This window comes from Escherichia sp. WS568, assembly GCF_046486085.1.
Classification (GTDB): Bacteria; Pseudomonadota; Gammaproteobacteria; order Enterobacterales; family Enterobacteriaceae; genus Escherichia; species Escherichia coli.
In genome coordinates this window covers 232,831-251,403 of sequence record NZ_JBJQMC010000005.1, presented here as the reverse complement: position 1 = coordinate 251,403, position 18,573 = coordinate 232,831, and the positions used below count along the sequence as shown (strand labels likewise).

Annotated in this window: 20 protein-coding genes and 1 riboswitch; of the genes, 7 read left to right on the top strand and 13 right to left on the bottom strand. The window is 52.5% G+C overall.

The genetic code is table 11. The features are described from left to right. The first annotated feature begins 1 nt into the window (after position 1). Positions 2-1,108, top strand: coding sequence for an ABC transporter permease (locus ACJHWR_RS08270; protein WP_000469031.1), 1,107 nt, complete (start codon positions 2-4; stop codon positions 1,106-1,108). On the opposite strand, the gene ACJHWR_RS08265 is transcribed toward ACJHWR_RS08270, so the two are convergent. After that, positions 1,070-1,480, bottom strand: coding sequence for a YbhQ family protein (locus tag ACJHWR_RS08265; RefSeq protein WP_000871981.1), 411 nt, complete (start codon positions 1,478-1,480; stop codon positions 1,070-1,072). The genes ACJHWR_RS08270 and ACJHWR_RS08265 overlap by 39 nt on opposite strands. A 132-nt stretch (positions 1,481-1,612) precedes the next feature. Between ACJHWR_RS08265 and ACJHWR_RS08260 the strand changes: the two genes are divergently transcribed. From ACJHWR_RS08260 to ACJHWR_RS08250, 3 genes are read left to right on the top strand one after another with little or no spacing between them, the layout of a single operon-like run. Next, positions 1,613-2,374 (top strand): endonuclease/exonuclease/phosphatase family protein, encoded by a 762-nt coding sequence (locus ACJHWR_RS08260; protein WP_001113348.1) that lies wholly within the window; start codon positions 1,613-1,615, stop codon positions 2,372-2,374. Beyond that, positions 2,371-3,612 carry a cardiolipin synthase ClsB gene (clsB, locus tag ACJHWR_RS08255; RefSeq protein WP_000650325.1) on the top strand — a complete coding sequence of 414 codons (1,242 nt, stop codon included), beginning with the start codon at positions 2,371-2,373 and terminating at the stop codon, positions 3,610-3,612. Before ACJHWR_RS08260 ends, clsB begins: the two co-directional genes overlap by 4 nt. Further along, positions 3,612-4,568 carry a YbhN family protein gene (locus ACJHWR_RS08250; RefSeq protein WP_000045474.1) on the top strand — a complete coding sequence of 319 codons (957 nt, stop codon included), beginning with the start codon at positions 3,612-3,614 and terminating at the stop codon, positions 4,566-4,568. The genes clsB and ACJHWR_RS08250 overlap by 1 nt, the downstream gene beginning before the upstream one ends. A 35-nt stretch (positions 4,569-4,603) precedes the next feature. Here the strand turns inward: ACJHWR_RS08250 and ACJHWR_RS08245 are convergent, their stop codons facing one another. The 7 genes from ACJHWR_RS08245 to moaA form a co-directional block, all read right to left on the bottom strand. After that, a complete protein-coding gene (locus tag ACJHWR_RS08245; RefSeq protein WP_012311753.1) occupies positions 4,604-5,317 on the bottom strand; it encodes a Bax inhibitor-1/YccA family protein in 714 nt (237 codons plus the stop codon). A 206-nt stretch (positions 5,318-5,523) separates the two neighbouring features. Next, entirely contained in the window at positions 5,524-6,228 is a 705-nt protein-coding gene (locus ACJHWR_RS08240; RefSeq protein ID WP_001361291.1) for a Bax inhibitor-1/YccA family protein, read from the bottom strand. A 136-nt stretch (positions 6,229-6,364) separates the two neighbouring features. Further along, complete coding sequence (gene moaE, locus ACJHWR_RS08235) at positions 6,365-6,817, bottom strand: molybdopterin synthase catalytic subunit MoaE (protein WP_000852273.1); 453 nt, start codon at positions 6,815-6,817, stop codon at positions 6,365-6,367. 1 nt (position 6,818) lies between these two features. Beyond that, positions 6,819-7,064, bottom strand: coding sequence for a molybdopterin synthase sulfur carrier subunit (gene moaD, locus ACJHWR_RS08230; RefSeq protein ID WP_000598612.1), 246 nt, complete (start codon positions 7,062-7,064; stop codon positions 6,819-6,821). Further along, on the bottom strand, positions 7,057-7,542 hold the full coding sequence (gene moaC / locus ACJHWR_RS08225; RefSeq protein ID WP_000080885.1) for a cyclic pyranopterin monophosphate synthase MoaC: 486 nt from the start codon (positions 7,540-7,542) through the stop codon (positions 7,057-7,059). Before moaC ends, moaD begins: the two co-directional genes overlap by 8 nt. Before the next feature lie 2 nt (positions 7,543-7,544). Then, positions 7,545-8,057, bottom strand: a complete 513-nt coding sequence (gene moaB, locus ACJHWR_RS08220) for a molybdenum cofactor biosynthesis protein B (RefSeq protein ID WP_000084639.1) — start codon at positions 8,055-8,057, stop codon at positions 7,545-7,547. Between the two features lie 21 nt (positions 8,058-8,078). Next, positions 8,079-9,068, bottom strand: a complete 990-nt coding sequence (moaA, locus tag ACJHWR_RS08215) for a GTP 3',8-cyclase MoaA (protein ID WP_001295301.1) — start codon at positions 9,066-9,068, stop codon at positions 8,079-8,081. Beyond that, positions 9,056-9,200: riboswitch (molybdenum cofactor riboswitch) on the bottom strand. Its footprint overlaps the gene before it by 13 nt. A 264-nt stretch (positions 9,201-9,464) precedes the next feature. Here moaA and yvcK point away from each other — a divergent pair. Beyond that, positions 9,465-10,373 carry a uridine diphosphate-N-acetylglucosamine-binding protein YvcK gene (yvcK, locus tag ACJHWR_RS08210; RefSeq protein WP_012311964.1) on the top strand — a complete coding sequence of 303 codons (909 nt, stop codon included), beginning with the start codon at positions 9,465-9,467 and terminating at the stop codon, positions 10,371-10,373. Between the two features lie 37 nt (positions 10,374-10,410). Here yvcK and uvrB read toward each other — a convergent pair whose 3' ends face one another. The 5 genes from uvrB to bioB all read right to left on the bottom strand — a co-directional run bounded on the left by uvrB (position 10,411) and on the right by bioB (position 16,614). Continuing rightward, positions 10,411-12,432 carry an excinuclease ABC subunit UvrB gene (gene uvrB, locus ACJHWR_RS08205; RefSeq protein WP_410226691.1) on the bottom strand — a complete coding sequence of 674 codons (2,022 nt, stop codon included), beginning with the start codon at positions 12,430-12,432 and terminating at the stop codon, positions 10,411-10,413. 578 nt (positions 12,433-13,010) lie between these two features. Further along, entirely contained in the window at positions 13,011-13,688 is a 678-nt protein-coding gene (gene bioD, locus ACJHWR_RS08200) for a dethiobiotin synthase (RefSeq protein ID WP_000044859.1), read from the bottom strand. Beyond that, complete coding sequence (gene bioC / locus ACJHWR_RS08195; protein WP_000214373.1) at positions 13,681-14,436, bottom strand: malonyl-ACP O-methyltransferase BioC; 756 nt, start codon at positions 14,434-14,436, stop codon at positions 13,681-13,683. The genes bioD and bioC overlap by 8 nt, the downstream gene beginning before the upstream one ends. Continuing rightward, positions 14,423-15,577, bottom strand: coding sequence for an 8-amino-7-oxononanoate synthase (gene bioF, locus ACJHWR_RS08190; protein ID WP_000118804.1), 1,155 nt, complete (start codon positions 15,575-15,577; stop codon positions 14,423-14,425). The genes bioC and bioF overlap by 14 nt, the downstream gene beginning before the upstream one ends. Next, on the bottom strand, positions 15,574-16,614 hold the full coding sequence (bioB, locus tag ACJHWR_RS08185) for a biotin synthase BioB (RefSeq protein WP_000951213.1): 1,041 nt from the start codon (positions 16,612-16,614) through the stop codon (positions 15,574-15,576). The genes bioF and bioB overlap by 4 nt, the downstream gene beginning before the upstream one ends. A gap of 86 nt (positions 16,615-16,700) precedes the next feature. Between bioB and bioA the strand changes: the two genes are divergently transcribed. Beyond that, complete coding sequence (bioA, locus tag ACJHWR_RS08180; RefSeq protein WP_001550860.1) at positions 16,701-17,990, top strand: adenosylmethionine--8-amino-7-oxononanoate transaminase; 1,290 nt, start codon at positions 16,701-16,703, stop codon at positions 17,988-17,990. 58 nt (positions 17,991-18,048) lie between these two features. Next, complete coding sequence (locus tag ACJHWR_RS08175; protein ID WP_000767411.1) at positions 18,049-18,525, top strand: kinase inhibitor; 477 nt, start codon at positions 18,049-18,051, stop codon at positions 18,523-18,525. Positions 18,526-18,573: the final 48 nt, after the last annotated feature.

The window sequence follows — 18,573 nt, the reverse complement described above, 5'->3', positions numbered from 1 at the left end:
CATGTTTCATCGCTTATGGACGTTAATCCGCAAAGAGTTGCAGTCGCTGCTGCGCGAACCGCAAACCCGCGCAATTCTGATTTTACCCGTGCTGATTCAGGTGATCCTGTTCCCGTTCGCCGCCACGCTGGAAGTGACCAACGCCACCATCGCCATCTACGATGAAGATAACGGCGAGCATTCGGTGGAACTTACTCAACGTTTTGCCCGCGCCAGCGCCTTTACCCATGTGCTGCTGCTGAAAAGCCCGCAGGAGATCCGCCCGACCATCGACACACAAAAGGCGTTACTCCTGGTGCGTTTCCCGGCTGACTTCTCGCGCAAACTGGATACCTTCCAGACCGCGCCGTTACAGTTGATCCTAGACGGGCGTAACTCCAACAGTGCGCAAATTGCCGCCAACTACCTGCAACAGATCGTCAAAAATTATCAGCAGGAGCTGCTGGAAGGAAAACCGAAACCCAACAACAGCGAGCTGGTGGTACGCAACTGGTATAACCCGAATCTCGACTACAAATGGTTTGTGGTGCCGTCGCTGATCGCCATGATCACCACTATCGGCGTAATGATCGTCACGTCACTTTCCGTCGCCCGCGAACGTGAACAAGGTACGCTCGATCAGTTACTGGTTTCGCCGCTCACCACCTGGCAGATATTTATCGGCAAAGCCGTACCTGCGTTAATTGTCGCCACGTTTCAGGCCACCATTGTGCTGGCGATTGGTATCTGGGCGTATCAAATCCCCTTCGCCGGATCGCTGGCGCTGTTCTACTTTACGATGGTGATTTACGGTTTATCGCTGGTGGGATTCGGTCTGTTGATTTCATCACTCTGTTCAACACAACAACAGGCGTTTATCGGCGTGTTTGTCTTTATGATGCCCGCCATTCTTCTTTCCGGTTACGTTTCGCCGGTGGAAAACATGCCAGTATGGCTGCAAAACCTGACGTGGATTAACCCTATTCGCCACTTTACGGACATTACCAAGCAGATTTATTTGAAGGATGCGAGTCTGGATATTGTGTGGAATAGTTTGTGGCCGCTACTGGTGATAACGGCCACGACAGGGTCAGCGGCGTACGCGATGTTTAGACGCAAGGTGATGTAATTTTTTATCTTTCGCCAGCAAAGACACTACCGCCGGGCCAGCAAGGATTGCCAGCCCTGCAATTGCCAGCAAAAAGTTGTTTTCCAGTACACGGGACAACAGCCACAGCACAATCAGCGCTGCGCCAAAATACCAGGTCGTGGTCAGCTCTTCCAGCACGTCTGCCACCTCACGCCAGCGTTGCTCGGGGTGGCGCTGAAACACCAGCATCATCACTACCGTGACACAATACAGTGCGCATAATCCCACGCCGACGTGAACCAGAGTCTTACTCATCCAGCCCACCACCAGCAGCGCCACTACCAGTAAATGCAACATAATCTGCCAGCAACTTAGGCCAGTTGCGACACGAACACGTTGTTGCCACTTCATGGCTTCTCTCCTGAAGAATTTATCTCTACTTATTCAGAGTACCGAACTTTACGGAAAATTCCGTAAGACCGCACCTTTTTGTGACGCCGACTACACTATTTCAATGAGATAAGAGGCAAAGACAGGAAAATTATGCCCGATCAAACACAACAATTTTCGTTCAAGGTGCTCACCATCAATATTCACAAAGGCTTTACCGCGTTTAACCGACGCTTCATTTTGCCGGAACTTCGCGACGCCGTGCGTACCGTCAGTGCCGATATTGTTTGCCTGCAGGAAGTGATGGGCGCGCACGAAGTTCATCCGCTGCATGTGGAAAACTGGCCCGATACCTCGCACTACGAGTTTCTCGCCGACACCATGTGGAGCGATTTCGCCTACGGTCGCAATGCCGTATACCCGGAAGGACATCACGGTAATGCGGTTCTTTCACGTTATCCCATTGAACATTATGAGAATCGTGATGTTTCGGTCGATGGTGCGGAAAAGCGCGGCGTGCTCTACTGCCGCATTGTGCCGCCGATGACCGGGAAAGCGATTCATGTGATGTGCGTACATCTGGGCCTGCGTGAGGCGCACCGTCAGGCGCAGCTTGCGATGCTCGCCGAATGGGTGAATGAGCTGCCGGACGGCGAACCGGTATTGGTGGCGGGTGATTTCAACGACTGGCGGCAAAAAGCTAATCATCCGTTAAAAGTGCAGGCCGGGCTGGATGAGATATTTACCCGCGCCCACGGACGCCCGGCGCGCACGTTTCCGGTGCAATTTCCTCTACTACGACTGGACAGGATCTACGTCAAAAATGCCAGCGCCAGCGCGCCAACCGCGTTGCCGCTGCGGACATGGCGACACCTTTCTGATCATGCCCCTTTAAGTGCGGAGATTCATTTATGAAATGTAGCTGGCGCGAAGGCAATAAGATCCAGTTGCTGGAAAACGGCGAGCAATATTATCCCGCGGTGTTTAAGGCGATTGGCGAGGCGCAAGAACGCATCATTCTTGAAACGTTTATCTGGTTTGAGGATGACGTCGGCAAACAGCTGCATGCGGCGCTACTGGCAGCAGCGCAACGCGGGGTGAAAGCGGAAGTCTTGCTGGATGGCTACGGTTCGCCGGATCTCAGCGATGAGTTTGTCAATGAACTGACGGCAGCTGGCGTGGTATTTCGCTACTACGATCCCCGCCCGCGCCTTTTTGGTATGCGCACCAATGTGTTTCGCCGGATGCATCGCAAAATTGTGGTGATCGACGCGCTTATCGCCTTTATTGGCGGGCTGAATTACTCCGCCGAGCATATGTCCAGCTACGGTCCAGAGGCCAAACAGGATTACGCGGTACGCCTTGAAGGGCCGATTGTTGAAGATATCCTCCAGTTTGAACAGGAAAATCTGCCAGGACAGAGCGCGGCCCGACGCTGGTGGCGACGTCATCACAAAGCGGAAGAAAATCGCCAGCCGGGAGAAGCGCAGGTATTGCTGGTCTGGCGCGATAACGAAGAACATCGCGATGATATCGAACGTCACTATCTGAAAATGCTCACTCAGGCGCGGCGAGAAGTGATTATCGCCAACGCCTACTTCTTCCCCGGCTATCGATTTTTACACGCCTTGCGTAAAGCGGCACGGCGCGGGGTGCGGATCAAACTGATCATTCAGGGCGAACCGGATATGCCGATTGTCAGAGTCGGTGCGCGTTTGCTGTATAACTATCTGGTTAAAGGCGGCGTTCAGGTGTTTGAGTACCGCCGCCGTCCGCTACATGGCAAAGTGGCATTGATGGACGATCACTGGGCGACGGTAGGATCCAGTAATCTCGATCCGCTCAGTTTGTCACTGAATCTCGAAGCAAATGTCATCATCCACGATCGTCATTTTAACCAGACGCTGCGTGATAATCTGAACGGCATTATCGCCGCAGATTGTCAGCAGGTGGATGAGACCATGCTGCCGAAACGCACCTGGTGGAATCTGACCAAAAGCGTGCTGGCCTTCCACTTTTTACGCCACTTCCCGGCGCTGGTCGGCTGGCTTCCGGCACACACGCCACGTCTGGCGCAGGTTGATCCCCCCGCACAACCGACAATGGAAACGCAGGATCGGGTAGAAACTGAAAACACGGGGGTAAAACCCTGATGAGTAAATCACACCCGCGCTGGCGCTTAGCAAAGAAACTCCTCACCTGGCTGTTTTTTATCGCGGTGATTGTGTTACTGGTGGTCTACGCCAAAAAAGTGGACTGGGAAGAGGTCTGGAAGGTCATCCGCGACTACAATCGCGTTGCGCTGCTTAGTGCGGTCGGGCTGGTGGTCGTCAGTTATCTGATTTACGGTTGCTACGACCTGCTCGCCCGTTTCTACTGCGGTCACAAACTGGCGAAGCGCCAGGTGATGCTGGTGTCGTTTATCTGCTACGCCTTCAACCTGACACTCAGTACCTGGGTCGGCGGCATTGGTATGCGCTATCGTTTGTACTCCCGGCTAGGGTTACCGGGCAGCACTATTACGCGGATTTTCTCGCTCAGTATTACCACCAACTGGCTGGGCTATATTTTGCTGGCAGGGATTATCTTTACCGCAGGCGTGGTGGAGCTGCCGGACCACTGGTATGTCGATCAAACCACGCTGCGCATTCTCGGCATTGGCTTACTGATGATTATCGCGGTTTATTTGTGGTTTTGCGCTTTCGCGAAGCACCGCCATATGACCATCAAAGGACAAAAACTGGTGCTGCCTTCATGGAAATTCGCCCTCGCCCAAATGCTGATTTCCAGTGTTAACTGGATGGTAATGGGGGCGATTATCTGGCTGTTACTTGGTCAAAGCGTGAACTATTTCTTTGTACTGGGCGTGTTACTGGTTAGTAGTATTGCTGGCGTCATCGTGCATATTCCAGCGGGGATTGGTGTGCTGGAAGCGGTGTTTATCGCGCTACTGGCTGGGGAGCATACATCCAAGGGCACAATTATCGCCGCCCTACTCGCTTACCGTGTGCTGTATTACTTTATCCCGCTGCTGCTGGCGCTGGTTTGCTATCTGGTACTGGAAAGCCAGGCGAAGAAGCTGCGGGCGAAAAATGAAGCGGCGATGTGAAGTATAGTTAAGTTCTTTAGTATGTGCATTTACGGCTAATGAAAAAACCGCGTATGCCTTTGCCAGACAAGCGTTATAGCTATAGCGGCAAGAATCCCAAAGAAGCCGATAAAATAGTAATAGAGTGTTAATGCACCTATAAAAGCACAACGAACCGGACTCCATAATTCTTCACTATGGCATTTTCCTGCCAGTTCAAGGAGCTTATTTCGTCCATGCGAGATAATGCCTGACCATAAGACAATCATTAAGCAACTTATTACCCAAATGGGTCGTTCACTCATTAATGTGGCATTCACGATGATTACCAGGGCCAACCCTGTCAACGTCATCATAATGGTAAAACGGTGAGAGCCAGGATCAACATTGAATAATAAACCAGCCAGCATACTGATAAAAAACATCGCGCCCGCTGTGCTGAATACGACGATAATGGCAGATACAGGCGCTAAACTCGCAACGACAATCGCCACCAAAGAGATTAAAAACAAATATATTACGCCCGCGATGGCGGTATTTATCTTGTTGATATCTTTACTTAAGCCATACATAGAAAGTAATAATAATCCTATAGCAATATACATTTCCGGTGAATCATATTTTGTTGCCGTAATTTCGAGATACTTAGCGCCCCAGGCCAGCCCTGCGGTTGCCACCAAACCCAAAGCGGTAATGAGCCATATGCCGTTTAATATCCTGGCTTCGTGCTGAAAATCTAATTTATTGCTATTTTGCGAGTATGATTCCATTCTTTTAGTTGTCCTCAGAAAAAACATTAATATTCACCATCAATAAATTTAAAACCACGCATACAAAATACTTTTGCATTTATGGATACAGAAAACACTTCCGCTCGGCCATAAGGCATATTTTATACCTGGTACTTGTTAAGTGTCGTTTTTAGTAAGAAAAAAAATCCCGACACATGGCCGGGATATTGATGGTGAAAAAAGAATTAACGGCGGTTGCCGAAGATCCGCAGCAACATCAGGAACAGGTTGATGAAGTCCAGATACAAGGTCAACGCGCCAAGAATGGAATATTTGCGCAGGTTCGACGTGTCGCGGGTATCAATCTGCTCACCCATATTTTTCAGTTTCTGGGTGTCATACGCCGTCAATCCGACAAAGACAATCACGCCGATGTATGTGACTGCCCACATCAACGCTTCGCTTTTCAGCCAGAAGTTGACCAGCGATGCCAGCACAATGCCGATCAACGCCATAAACAGCATATTGCCGAAACCACTTAGATCGCGCTTCGTGGTGTAACCGTACAGGCTCATTGCGCCGAACATCCCGGCAGTAACGACGAAAGTACTGGCGATAGAAGCAGCGGTATAGACAATGAAAATACTGGAAAGCGTCAGGCCAGTCAGCGCGGAATAAAGCATAAAGAGCATCGTCGTTACACCTGCGCTCAGCTTTTGAATCATCGCTGATAACACAATAACCAGAGCTAATTGTGCTATTACCAGACCAATTAAAAAGATGCGGTTGGTGAATAATAGCTCCATAACGGCCGCGGAATTAGCCGCATACCAGGCAACAAACGCAGTAAGCAGCAAGCCTACTGTCATCCAGCCATAGACCTGTGCCATATAGGTTTGCAGGCCAGTTCGGGTTTGTACGATTGAATCAGAACGTGGGAATCTGTCCATGACGATCTCCTGAAGATATAAGGAATATCTTAAGGATACTGCAAAATGATGAGGCTGTGCATCGACGCAGCGTAAACGCATATACTGAGCGGTGAAATTGCCGGACGCAGCGGTGCCTTATCCGGCTAACAAAAAACTACCAGCGTTTTGCCGCCTGCTGATCGCTCTCCCGAGCTTCGACCCAGCGGTCGCCTTCCGGCGTGGCTTCGCGCTTCCAGAACGGTGCGCGGGTTTTGAGATAATCCATAATAAACTGCCCGGCTTCAAACGCACTGCTGCGATGCGCACTGGTGACACCGACAAAAACGATTTCATCGCCCGGCCATAATTCCCCGATGCGGTGAATCACCGTGACGCGCCCCAGCGGCCAGCGGTTACGCGCTTCATCGACAATTTCTGCCAGTGCTTTTTCAGTCATCCCCGGATAGTGTTCGAGGGTTAATGCTTTGACGCTGTCGCCAAGGTTATGGTTGCGCACCTTACCGGTAAAGGTGACTACCGCACCGTCTTCATCACGCTCCGCCAGCCACGGATACTCTTCTCCTACGCTGAACGGCTGCGGGCCGATAACAATTTTGGTTTCTGCCATCTTAACCTCCGGTTACCGGCGGGAAGAAAGCCACTTCGTCGCCGTCAGTCAGCGGATGGTCAAAACTCACCAGCGTCTGGTTGACAGCAGCCAGCAATTTGCCATCTTCCAGCGCCAGCGCCCAGCGATCGCTCTGCGCAGCCAGATGTTGGCGTAACGCTTCAACGGTTGGGAAATCCGCAGCTACTTCGGTTGCATCTGTTCCCACCAACTCGCGCACCTGGGCGAAAAAAAGAACTTTAATCATCCGCTTCCACCTTAAAGTCACCCGACTTGCCGCCGCTCTTCGCCAGCAAACGTACCGGACCAATCACCATATCTTTTTGCACCGCTTTGCACATGTCATAAATGGTCAGCGCCGCCACGGAGGCCGCGGTTAATGCTTCCATTTCGACACCGGTTTTCCCGGTCAGGCGGCATAAGGTTTCTATACGTACCCGATTGTGCTCCGGCTCAGCCTGTAAATTGACTTCAACTTTGCTGAGCATCAGCGGGTGACACAGCGGGATCAGATCCCAGGTGCGTTTTGCCGCCTGAATACCGGCAATACGCGCAGTGGCAAATACGTCGCCTTTGTGGTGGCGACCATCAATAATCATCGCCAGCGTCTCGCTGCGCATGGTGACAAAGGCTTCGGCGCGCGCTTCACGCACGGTTTCCGCTTTGGCGGAGACATCCACCATGTGCGCTTCGCCAGCGGCGTTGATATGGGTCAGTTGCGACATACTTATTTCTTCAAATGTGGATGGAAATTACACGGACGCGTACGGGCATCCAGCTGCGGCGCAATGATATTTTCCCATGCGGTACGGCACGCTTTGGTCGAACCCGGCATGGCGAAAATCAGCGTTTTGTTAGCGACGCCCGCTACCGCACGAGATTGCAACGTGGAAGTGCCAATCTCTTCGAACGACAACATCCGGAACACTTCACCAAAACCTTCAACTTCACGGTCGAACAACGGCAGCAGCGCTTCGGGAGCCTGATCTCCTTCCGTCAGGCCAGTACCACCCGTAATCAACACCACTTGTACATCGTCGCTGGCGATCCACGCAGATACCTGAGCGCGAATAGCGTAGCGGTTTTCTTTCACAATGGCTTTATCGACAACGTGATGGCCCGCTTCTTGCGCCGAGTCGCGCAGATAGTGACCGGAGGTATCGTCTTCTTCACCGCGACGATTAGAAACCGTAAGAATAGCAATACGGGTCGGGATAAATTCAGTGCTTACCTGACTCATCTGATCTCTCCTTTTGACGTTTTAGCCACCAATGTACGATAAGTTTTGCGTAATACCGGTGTTGTTTTGATGCAGGAAATGGGTCTGTTTTTTCTCCCGCAGCGCCGCTGAAATACGCGCTTCCAGCGCCTGTTGCTGGGTATCGTCTTCCAGCAGATCGCGCAGGTTAACGCCGCCTTCACCAAACAGGCAGAGATGGAGTTTACCAATGGAGGAAACGCGCAGGCGGTTGCAAGTGGCGCAGAAGTCTTTTTCATACGGCATGATAAGGCCAATCTCTCCGGCGTAATCCGGATGACAAAAGACTTGCGCGGGACCGTCGCTGCGTTGACGTAATTGGTGGATCCAGCCGCGACGCAGTAGCTCGTCACGCAGAACCTGACCAGAGATGTGATGCTTACGGAAGAGCTCGCTGCCCTCGCCCGTTTCCATCAATTCGATGAAACGCAGCTGGATAGGGCGATGCTGGATCCAGTTCAGAAAGGTGTCGAGCTGATGATGATTAACATCACGCATCAGCACGGTATTGACTTTGACCTTCTCAAAACCGGCCTCAAATGCAGCATCGATTCCTGCCATGACCTGGTTGAATTTATCCTGCCCGGTAATGGCATGAAACTGGCGGGCGTCCAGACTATCAACGCTGACGTTGATGCCAGTAAGTCCAGCATCGCGCCAGTTCGCCACATCGCGTTCCAGACGGTAACCATTGGTGGTGACAGCAATCTGGCGGATAGCGTCGTTTTCTCGCACAGCGGCGATGATATCGGTAAAGTCGCGGCGTAAAGACGGCTCACCGCCCGTCAGACGGACTTTTTCGGTGCCCAGACTGGCGAAGGCGCGCGTAACCCGGCGAATTTCATCGACGGTAAGAAAGCCTTTATTGGTGACGCCGCTCGGTTTGTAGCCATCCGGCAGGCAGTAGGTGCAACGAAAGTTACACACATCGGTAATCGACAGGCGCAAGTAGTAAAACTTACGCGCAAATGCATCAGTCAGTTGTGAAGCCATGTACACCTTTCCAGATACGGGAGGCGAAGTCATTTCTTCCTTCGCCCTGGTGGCAATCTTTACGAGCATTGTCACGGCCAAAGCACCGTATCAGTTGACCCAGGTGCAGAGGCTAGAGTGTTTAGTGGTTAAGCCGATACTAGCGTGTAAATGAGATTTTTACCATCCACACTTTCGCTATGTAATCATGTATATAGCGTCATGATCGTGCTATTTCGCTACAGAATAAGGGAAAATGGCGGTTTTACTTTGATATACATCATCAGGAAGGCATAGCGTACATCGTCCTTTAGAGGTAGAAGAAAATAGTTTGTATCCTCAATATTGGCAGGTTAATTGCTGTTTCCCCGCAATTTGCGCTACTGTAGCTCGGATAATCTGACTCCAGGAAACTATATGCGCAATCGTACGCTGGCTGACCTTGATCGTGTCGTTGCTCTCGGCGGAGGGCATGGACTGGGACGCGTTCTCTCATCACTTTCGTCTTTGGGTTCTCGTTTAACGGGTATCGTCACCACCACGGATAATGGTGGCTCGACGGGGCGTATTCGCCGCTCAGAAGGCGGTATTGCCTGGGGCGATATGCGTAACTGCCTCAACCAGCTGATAACTGAACCCAGCGTCGCTTCCGCAATGTTTGAATATCGTTTCGGCGGTAATGGCGAACTTTCCGGGCACAACCTTGGAAACCTGATGCTGAAGGCACTGGATCACCTTAGCGTGCGACCTCTTGAAGCGATCAATCTGATTCGCAATCTGCTGAAAGTGGACGCACATTTGATTCCGATGTCGGAGCATCCTGTTGATCTGATGGCGATTGACGATCAGGGGCATGAAGTTTACGGCGAGGTCAATATCGACCAGTTAACTGCGCCGATTCAAGAGTTATTGTTAACGCCGAATGTACCCGCAACGCGTGAGGCGGTTCACGCTATCAGTGAAGCGGATCTCATCATTATTGGGCCTGGCAGTTTTTACACCAGCCTGATGCCAATTCTGCTGCTGAATGAAATCGCACAAGCATTACGCCGCACGCCAGCGCCGATGGTCTATATCGGCAATCTGGGGCGTGAGTTGAGTTTACCTGCGGCTAATTTGAAGCTGGAAAGCAAGCTGGCAATTATGGAGCAGTATGTCGGTAAAAAAGTGATTGATGCGGTAGTTGTTGGGCCGAAAGCTGATGTATCCGCAGTTAACAACAGAATTGTGATTCAGGAAGTACTGGAGGCCAGCGATATCCCCTATCGTCATGACCGCCAGTTGTTACATAACGCGCTGGAAAAGGCATTACAGGCTTTAGGTTAACACGAAGCCGGAAGAATATTCCGGCTTCGTCATCTTGTCACGACGCGGCAATAAACAGCTCACGCAGCTGATGCAACTGGTCACGAATTTGCGCCGCTTCTTCGAACTCCAGATTCTGCGCGTGTTGCATCATCAACCCTTCCAGTTCATGGATCTTCTGCTGCAACGCTTTAGGCGACATATCCATCGGCACATTATCTGGCTCAACAATCGGGCGCGATTTTCCTCTGCCCTTCGCTTTGGTTTTGGCAATGTTCTGCCCCAGCGCCAGGATATCGACCACTTTCTTGTTCAAGCCTTGCGGCGTAATGCCGTGTTCCTCGTTGTACTTCTGCTGTTTCTCGCGGCGACGTTCGGTTTCGCCAATCGCTTTCGCCATTGATGGGGTGATCTTATCGCCGTAGAGAATCGCTTTACCGTTAACGTTACGTGCCGCACGACCAATGGTCTGGATCAACGAACGTTCGGAACGCAGGAAGCCTTCTTTGTCAGCGTCGAGGATCGCCACCAGCGACACTTCCGGCATATCCAGACCTTCGCGCAGTAAGTTGATCCCTACCAATACGTCGAACTCACCCAGACGCAAGTCGCGGATAATCTCCATACGTTCGACGGTGTCGATATCTGAGTGAAGATAACGCACGCGCTCACCGTGTTCTTCGAGATATTCAGTGAGATCTTCCGCCATCCGCTTGGTCAGAGTTGTAACCAGTACGCGTTCGTTAATTGCCGCTCGCTGACGAATCTCCGATAGAAGATCATCGACCTGTGTCGCTACCGGACGCACTTCAATAATCGGGTCAAGTAAGCCTGTTGGACGCACCACCTGATCCACCACATCGCCGCCGGATTTTTCCAGCTCGTAATTACCCGGCGTCGCCGAAACATAGATGGTTTGCGGCGCTAATGCTTCGAACTCTTCAAATTTCAGCGGACGGTTATCCAGCGCTGATGGCAGGCGGAAGCCGTACTCCACCAGCGTCTCTTTACGCGCCCGGTCACCGCGATACATGCCGCCAATTTGCGGAATGGTAACGTGAGATTCATCGACGACCAGCAGCCCATCGGCAGGCAGGTAATCAAACAGCGTCGGCGGTGGCTCACCCGGTCCACGACCGGAGAGGAAGCGCGAGTAGTTTTCAAGCCCCGAACAGTAGCCCAGCTCGTTCATCATCTCCAGATCAAACTGGGTACGCTGGGTCAGCCGCTGCTCTTCCAGCAGTTTGTTGTTTTCCAACAGCACCTTGCGTCTGGCAGCCAGTTCTTCTTTAATTTCTTCCATCGCCTGCACAATGCGCTCGCGCGGTGTGACGTAGTGCGTTTTCGGGTAGATGGTAAAACGTGGAATAGTGGAAACAATCTGCCCGGTGAGCGGATCAAATAACGACAATCGTTCCACTTCCTCGTCAAACAGTTCCACGCGAAGTGCAATGTCATCCGATTCTGCCGGGAAGATGTCAATCACCTCCCCACGAACGCGGAAAGTACCGCGCTGGAAGGCTTGATCATTACGAGCGTATTGCAGCTCCGCCAGTCGACGCAGGATCGCGCGCTGATCGATAATCATACCGACCGTAAGATGGAGCATCATCTTGAGATATAAATCAGGATCGCCCAGACCATAAATCGCGGAAACCGATGCCACCACAACCACATCACGCCGCTCCAGCATCGCTTTGGTGGCGGACAAACGCATCTGCTCGATATGTTCGTTTACCGAGGCATCTTTCTCAATGAAGGTGTCGGAACTCGGTACATAGGCTTCCGGCTGATAATAGTCGTAGTAGGAGACGAAATACTCCACCGCGTTTTCCGGGAAGAATTCTTTCATTTCGCCATACAACTGGGCCGCCAGCGTTTTGTTGGGCGCAAGTACCATGGTAGGGCGCTGAAGGTCAGCAATGACATTGGCAATGGTGAAGGTTTTCCCGGAGCCAGTCACGCCAAGTAACGTCTGGTGCGCCAGGCCATCTTCCAGCCCCTCTTCGAGACGTCGAATCGCCTCTGGCTGATCGCCAGAAGGTTTAAAAGCGGAATTCAGTTTGAACGGTTTACTCATGAGTCGCTACCTGAAGGAGTTGGGCGGGCAGGTATGTAATTTTACTCGTCGTACTTAATTATGCCAACAAATTATACTGGATAAAAAAACAGTTTCTCACCATAATATTTCTGTTACAGCGTAAACTCCGCTGTCAATCATGAGCAAAATTTACTCTGTGGCGAGATAAAACTCCGGCCTTACCGGGTTATCCCCAAAGCAACGGCTTTTTTAACATTTGTCAAGATGATTGATGACAGTTTTATGGCAAGAGATGCCTGTTCAGTGACTGCCATTGCAATTATCTAACCTGTTAAAAAATAAAAAATATTTCTTTGAGCCGTCTTTAACGCCAATTCGCGTGCAAGCCGCGTATTCTCTCGCTTGCCTCGTGTTTTCTAACTCTAATACACATGGTTATCCACAGGAATAGTGGATAACTGTCTGCAGCCCCTATCCCCCGCCGCCTGGGCAATTCCCACATTCACCGCATGATGCGGAGGTAAAATTTTTTTCGTGATTTTTTTAGAATTTAATTGGTTAAATTGCAGTCAATCGAAGACGCGATCTCGCTCGCAATTTAACCAAGTACAGGATGACTACATTAAGGCAAGATTGATGTACTTTCCGGTTGCCGCATTTTCTGGATTTTCTGCAAGCCAGGGAATTTCGCCCAGCAGCGGAGCGGGAATCATGCGGGTGAGCGTGGTCATATATTCAGCGTGACGTTTTCCCGGAGGCGTGACATCATTCGCCACCCAACCCGCCAGAGTCAGTCCGGCGTGTTGTATTGCCTGTGCCGTCAACATCGCGTGATTAATACAGCCGAGTTTCACACCAACTACCAGTATCACCGGCAGTTGTTCCTGTGTTACCCAATCCGCAAAAGTGAAAGTGTCAGAAAGCGGCGTAAACCAGCCGCCAGCACCTTCCACTAACACCCAGTCAGCCTGTTGTTCAAGCGCGCGTAATCCGGCGCTCATTACCAATGATTCTATCGGCCTGCCCTCTTGTGCGCTGATGATGTGCGGCGAAGTGGGTTCTGCGAAGGTGTAAGGATTTACCGTTGCGTAATCCAGCTGCAGGCTGCTGTTGCGCTGTAACGCCAGCGCGTCGCTATTACGTAAGCCTTCCGGGATCTTTTCGCTGCCAGAGGCGACCGGTTTATAACCTGCCGTCCGGTAGCCTACTGCCTTTGCGGCTTGTAAAAGTGCACAACTGGCGACGGTTTTCCCCACTTCGGTATCCGTTCCGGTGACAAAATAACGTTTACTCACGAGCAATCACTCCCAAAAAAAGATGATACGTCAGAGGATATCGCCCCTGTTTTTGTGGCCAGGCCAGTTGCAATCGCTGCAACTGCGAACGCGTTAATATCCGCGGGTCGCGCCCTTCATGAAGATGCGTGGCACCGATGCCTTTCAGCGAACGCATGGCACTGAGCGCATCATCAAACCACAGCGTGATGGGCTGAATATGATGTTGATAATGCAGGCCGTTCAGCGACTGTTCGATTTCATCTGGCGGTAAAAAGCGATTAGCATGCGGGCGCTCGTCCACCGCCTGCCACGCCTGATGTAATTCAGGGAGCGATCCCTGCACCAGCGTGGTAAACGCGACCACGCCTCCGGGGCGCACCACCCTGTATAGCTCGCGGAGTGCCGTGGATAAATTACCGCACCACTGTACCGCGAGATTGCTCCATGCAAGATCGAAGGTTGCAGTCGCTAACGGCAGGGATTCGATATCTCCCGCCAGATAATGGTCTGCGGCATCCTTCTGGCGTGCCTGAACAAGCATTGGCGGAGAGAGATCTAACGCCGTCACCTGCGCGTGACGTTCCCGCCAGTGGCGGCTCATCCAGCCAGGTCCACAACCCGCATCCAGTACGTGGGTGTATTTACGCTGTGGGAGCATTGCCAGTAAGACGTCAGCACTCTGGCGCTGTAGATCCGCATGTTGCTCATAGTGCGCGGCTGCCCGACCAAATGCCGCTGCAATGGCTTGTTTATTAACCGTTGTCATGCAGCACCTCCAGCAGACGGTCGATATCCTGCATTTCATGCGCGGCGGTTAGTGTTAAGCGCAGTCGCGCAGTACCAGCAGGTACGGTTGGCGGGCGAATCGCCGTGACCCAGCAACCTTGCTGGCGCAGTTTTTCTGCCAGTTGTAACGCACGGCTGTTATCACCGACGATCAATGGCTGGATGGCGCTCCATGAATCAGCAAGCGTAAACGGCAAATCCTGCACTCCGGCACGAAAACGCGTAATGAGTGCCGCCAGTTTTTCGCGCCGTGCATCACCCTCATCACTGCGAATGACCGCCAGCGACGCACGTAATGCCTGCGCCTGAGCGGGCGGCATACTGGTGCTGTAGATAAGATGGCGGGCGAATTGCAGCAGATAATCCGCCACCGTATTGGAGCAAAGCACCGCTGCCCCGCTGACGCCAAATCCTTTGCCAAAAGTCACCACCAGCAATTCTGGTTTTACCTTTTGCAGCCAGCAGCTGCCACGCCCCTGCTCCCCGATAACGCCCGTGCCGTGGGCGTCATCGACCATCAACCAGCCATCGTGCTGTTGCGTTACCTGCTGGATTTCCTCCAGTGGCGCACTATCGCCGTCCATGCTGAACACGCCTTCTGTCACTACCAGTTGCTGCCCCGGACAGGGGGAAGCAAGCAGTCGCGCCAGATGAGTGACATCGTTATGAGCAAAACGGCGAAGCGGCGACGGGCTTAAACTTGCAGCCTCCAGCAATGAGGCATGGCTAAGCCGGTCGGCAACAATACGGTCCTCTTTCGCCATCATCGCGGTAATAACTGCCTGGTTAGCGGCAAAACCAGAGATAAACAGCAGTGCCCGCGAATAGCCCAGCCACTCGGCCAGTTCTTCTTCCAGCGCCTGATGCGCCACGCTATAACCGCTGACGTGACCGGAGCCGCCGCTACCGACGCCAAATTGCTCCGCACTCAGCTTCCAGGCACGGATAATTTGCGGATGATGGCTTAAACCTAAATAATCGTTACTGGAAAAGTTCAGATAATGGCGATCGTCCGCCACCAGCCAGCGTCCGGCTCCTTGCGCCACTGGATAACGGCGACGCAGGGCATCGGCAGCACGCCGCGCATCGAGCGCCGCGTTGATTTTCTCCTGCCAGCTCATAGTGCTGCCGCGTTGTAATATTCGTCAGTGTCCGGGGTCATCAGCGCCTGCTCCAGACGCTGCTGTTGTTCGTTATCGCCCGCCAGCACGGCAGTTTGCTGCGGATTTAGCCCCAGTTTGCGGAACAGTTGCAGGTCTTTATCTTCTTCCGGATTCGGCGTGGTCAGCAGTTTGCAACCGTAGAAAATCGAGTTTGCGCCAGCCATAAAGCACATCGCCTGAGTCTGTTCGTTCATCTGCTCGCGTCCGGCAGAAAGGCGTACGTAAGAGGTCGGCATCATGATCCGCGCAACTGCAATGGTGCGAATAAAATCAAAGGCATCGACATCATCGTTATCAGCAAGCGGCGTGCCTTTCACCTTCACCAGCATGTTGATTGGTACGCTTTCCGGCGGCGTTGGCAGGTTTGCCAGTTGCAGCAATAATCCGGCGCGATCTTTTACTGTTTCGCCTAAGCCCACAATGCCGCCCGAGCAGACTTTGATCCCGGCGTCGCGCACTTTTTCCAGCGTATCGAGGCGTTCCTGATAGGTACGCGTGGTGATGATATTGCCGTAAAACTCCGGCGAGGTGTCGAGGTTGTGGTTGTAGTAATCCAGCCCGGCGTTCGCAAGGCGCTGCGCCTGAGATTCACTCAACGTACCCAGCGTCATACACGCCTCCAGCCCCATCGCTTTTACTCCCTGCACCATTTGTTCCAGGTAGGGCATATCGCGTTCGTGGGGATTCTTCCACGCCGCGCCCATGCAGAAGCGCGTCGATCCTGCCGCTTTCGCTTTGCGCGCCGACTCCAGCACCTGTTCAACTTCCATCAACCGCTCGGCTTCCAGCCCGGTTTTGTAGCGCGAGCTTTGCGGGCAGTATTTGCAATCTTCCGGACAAGCTCCGGTCTTAATCGACAGCAAAGTGCTGACCTGCACCTGACGTGGATCGAAATGCTGACGATGCACCTGCTGCGCTTCAAACAGCAGATCCAGCAACGGTTTTTCAAATAATTCTGTGACTTGCGACAATGTCCAGCGTGGGCGGTGAGCCATAGGGCTTCTCCAAAACGTGTTTTTTGTTGTTAATTCGGTGTAGACTCGTAAACCTAAATCTTTTCAATTTGGTTTACAAGTCGATTATGACAACGGACGATCTTGCCTTTGACCAACGCCATATCTGGCACCCATACACATCCATGACCTCCCCGCTACCGGTTTATCCGGTGGCGAGCGCCGAGGGTTGCGAGCTAATTTTGTCTGACGGCAGACGCCTTGTTGACGGTATGTCGTCCTGGTGGGCGGCGATCCACGGTTACAATCACCCGCAGCTTAATGCGGCGATGAAATCGCAAATTGATGCTATGTCGCATGTGATGTTTGGCGGTATCACCCATGCGCCCGCCATTGAGCTGTGCCGCAAATTGGTGGCAATGACGCCGCAACCGCTGGAGTGCGTTTTTCTCGCGGACTCCGGCTCCGTAGCGGTAGAAGTGGCGATGAAAATGGCGTTGCAGTACTGGCAGGCCAAAGGCGAAGCGCGCCAGCGTTTTCTGACCTTCCGCAATGGTTATCATGGCGATACCTTTGGCGCGATGTCGGTGTGCGATCCGGACAACTCAATGCACAGCCTGTGGAAAGGCTATCTGCCAGAAAACTTGTTTGCTCCCGCCCCGCAAAGCCGCCTGGATGGTGAATGGGATGAACGCGATATGGTGGGCTTTGCCCGCCTGATGGCGGCGCATCGTCATGAAATCGCCGCAGTGATCATTGAACCGATTGTCCAGGGCGCAGGCGGGATGCGCATCTACCATCCGGAATGGTTAAAACGAATCCGCAAAATGTGCGATCGCGAAGGTATCTTGCTGATTGCCGACGAGATCGCCACCGGATTTGGTCGTACCGGCAAACTGTTTGCCTGTGAACATGCAGAAATCGCGCCGGATATTTTGTGTCTCGGTAAAGCCTTAACCGGCGGCACAATGACCCTTTCCGCCACGCTCACCACGCGCGAGGTTGCGGAAACCATCAGTAACGGCGAAGCCGGCTGCTTTATGCATGGGCCAACTTTTATGGGCAATCCGCTGGCCTGCGCAGCAGCAAACGCCAGCCTGGCGATTCTCGAATCTGGCGACTGGCAGCATCAGGTGGCGGCTATTGAAGGGCAGCTACGCGAGCAACTTGCCCCCGCCTGTGACGCCGAAATGGTTGCCGATGTGCGCGTACTGGGGGCAATCGGCGTGGTCGAAACCACTCGTCCGGTGAATATGGCAGCGCTGCAAAAATTCTTTGTCGAACAGGGTGTCTGGATCCGGCCTTTTGGCAAACTGATTTACCTGATGCCGCCCTATATTATTCTCCCGCAACAGTTGCAGCGTCTGACCGCAGCGGTTAATCGTGCGGTGCAGGATGAAACATTTTTTTGCCAATAACGGGAAGTTAGCGTGAGGGTTTCTGGCTACACTTTCTGCAAACAAGAAAGGAGGGCTCATGAAACTCATCAGTAATGATTTACGCGATGGCGATAAGTTGCCACATCGTCATGTCTTTAACGGCATGGGTTACGATGGCGATAATATTTCACCGCATCTGGCGTGGGATGATGTTCCTGTGGGAACGAAAAGTTTTGTTGTCACCTGCTACGACCCGGATGCGCCAACCGGCTCCGGCTGGTGGCACTGGGTAGTTGTTAATTTACCCGCTGATACCCGTGTATTACCGCAAGGGTTTGGCTCTGGTCTGGTAGCAATGCCAGACGGCGTTTTGCAGACGCGTACCGACTTTGGTAAAACCGGGTACGATGGTGCAGCGCCGCCGAAAGGCGAAACCCATCGCTACATTTTTACCGTTCACGCGCTGGATGTAGAACGTATTGATGTCGATGAAGGTGCCAGCGGCGCGATGGTCGGGTTTAACGTTCATTTCCACTCTCTGGCGAGTGCCTCGATTACTGCGATGTTTAGTTAATCACTCTGCCAGATGGCGCAATGCCATCTGGTATCACTTAAAGGTATT

Bases quoted from the DNA above. Each gene is read 5' to 3' on its own strand.
- bioF (WP_000118804.1), bottom strand. From the start codon at position 15,577: ATGAGCTGGCAGGAGAAAATCAACGCGGCGCTCGATGCGCGGCGTGCT.
- moaB (WP_000084639.1), bottom strand. From the start codon at position 8,057: ATGAGTCAGGTAAGCACTGAATTTATCCCGACCCGTATTGCTATTCTT.
- clsB (WP_000650325.1), top strand. From the start codon at position 2,371: ATGAAATGTAGCTGGCGCGAAGGCAATAAGATCCAGTTGCTGGAAAAC.
- bioC (WP_000214373.1), bottom strand. From the start codon at position 14,436: ATGACAACGGTTAATAAACAAGCCATTGCAGCGGCATTTGGTCGGGCA.
- ACJHWR_RS08270 (WP_000469031.1), top strand. From the start codon at position 2: ATGTTTCATCGCTTATGGACGTTAATCCGCAAAGAGTTGCAGTCGCTG.
- ACJHWR_RS08260 (WP_001113348.1), top strand. From the start codon at position 1,613: ATGCCCGATCAAACACAACAATTTTCGTTCAAGGTGCTCACCATCAAT.
- ACJHWR_RS08265 (WP_000871981.1), bottom strand. From the start codon at position 1,480: ATGAAGTGGCAACAACGTGTTCGTGTCGCAACTGGCCTAAGTTGCTGG.
- moaE (WP_000852273.1), bottom strand. From the start codon at position 6,817: ATGGCAGAAACCAAAATTGTTATCGGCCCGCAGCCGTTCAGCGTAGGA.
- bioA (WP_001550860.1), top strand. From the start codon at position 16,701: ATGACAACGGACGATCTTGCCTTTGACCAACGCCATATCTGGCACCCA.
- uvrB (WP_410226691.1), bottom strand. From the start codon at position 12,432: ATGAGTAAACCGTTCAAACTGAATTCCGCTTTTAAACCTTCTGGCGAT.
- yvcK (WP_012311964.1), top strand. From the start codon at position 9,465: ATGCGCAATCGTACGCTGGCTGACCTTGATCGTGTCGTTGCTCTCGGC.
- moaA (WP_001295301.1), bottom strand. From the start codon at position 9,068: ATGGCTTCACAACTGACTGATGCATTTGCGCGTAAGTTTTACTACTTG.
- moaD (WP_000598612.1), bottom strand. From the start codon at position 7,064: ATGATTAAAGTTCTTTTTTTCGCCCAGGTGCGCGAGTTGGTGGGAACA.
- ACJHWR_RS08245 (WP_012311753.1), bottom strand. From the start codon at position 5,317: ATGGAATCATACTCGCAAAATAGCAATAAATTAGATTTTCAGCACGAA.
- ACJHWR_RS08175 (WP_000767411.1), top strand. From the start codon at position 18,049: ATGAAACTCATCAGTAATGATTTACGCGATGGCGATAAGTTGCCACAT.
- ACJHWR_RS08250 (WP_000045474.1), top strand. From the start codon at position 3,612: ATGAGTAAATCACACCCGCGCTGGCGCTTAGCAAAGAAACTCCTCACC.
- ACJHWR_RS08240 (WP_001361291.1), bottom strand. From the start codon at position 6,228: ATGGACAGATTCCCACGTTCTGATTCAATCGTACAAACCCGAACTGGC.
- moaC (WP_000080885.1), bottom strand. From the start codon at position 7,542: ATGTCGCAACTGACCCATATCAACGCCGCTGGCGAAGCGCACATGGTG.
- bioB (WP_000951213.1), bottom strand. From the start codon at position 16,614: ATGGCTCACCGCCCACGCTGGACATTGTCGCAAGTCACAGAATTATTT.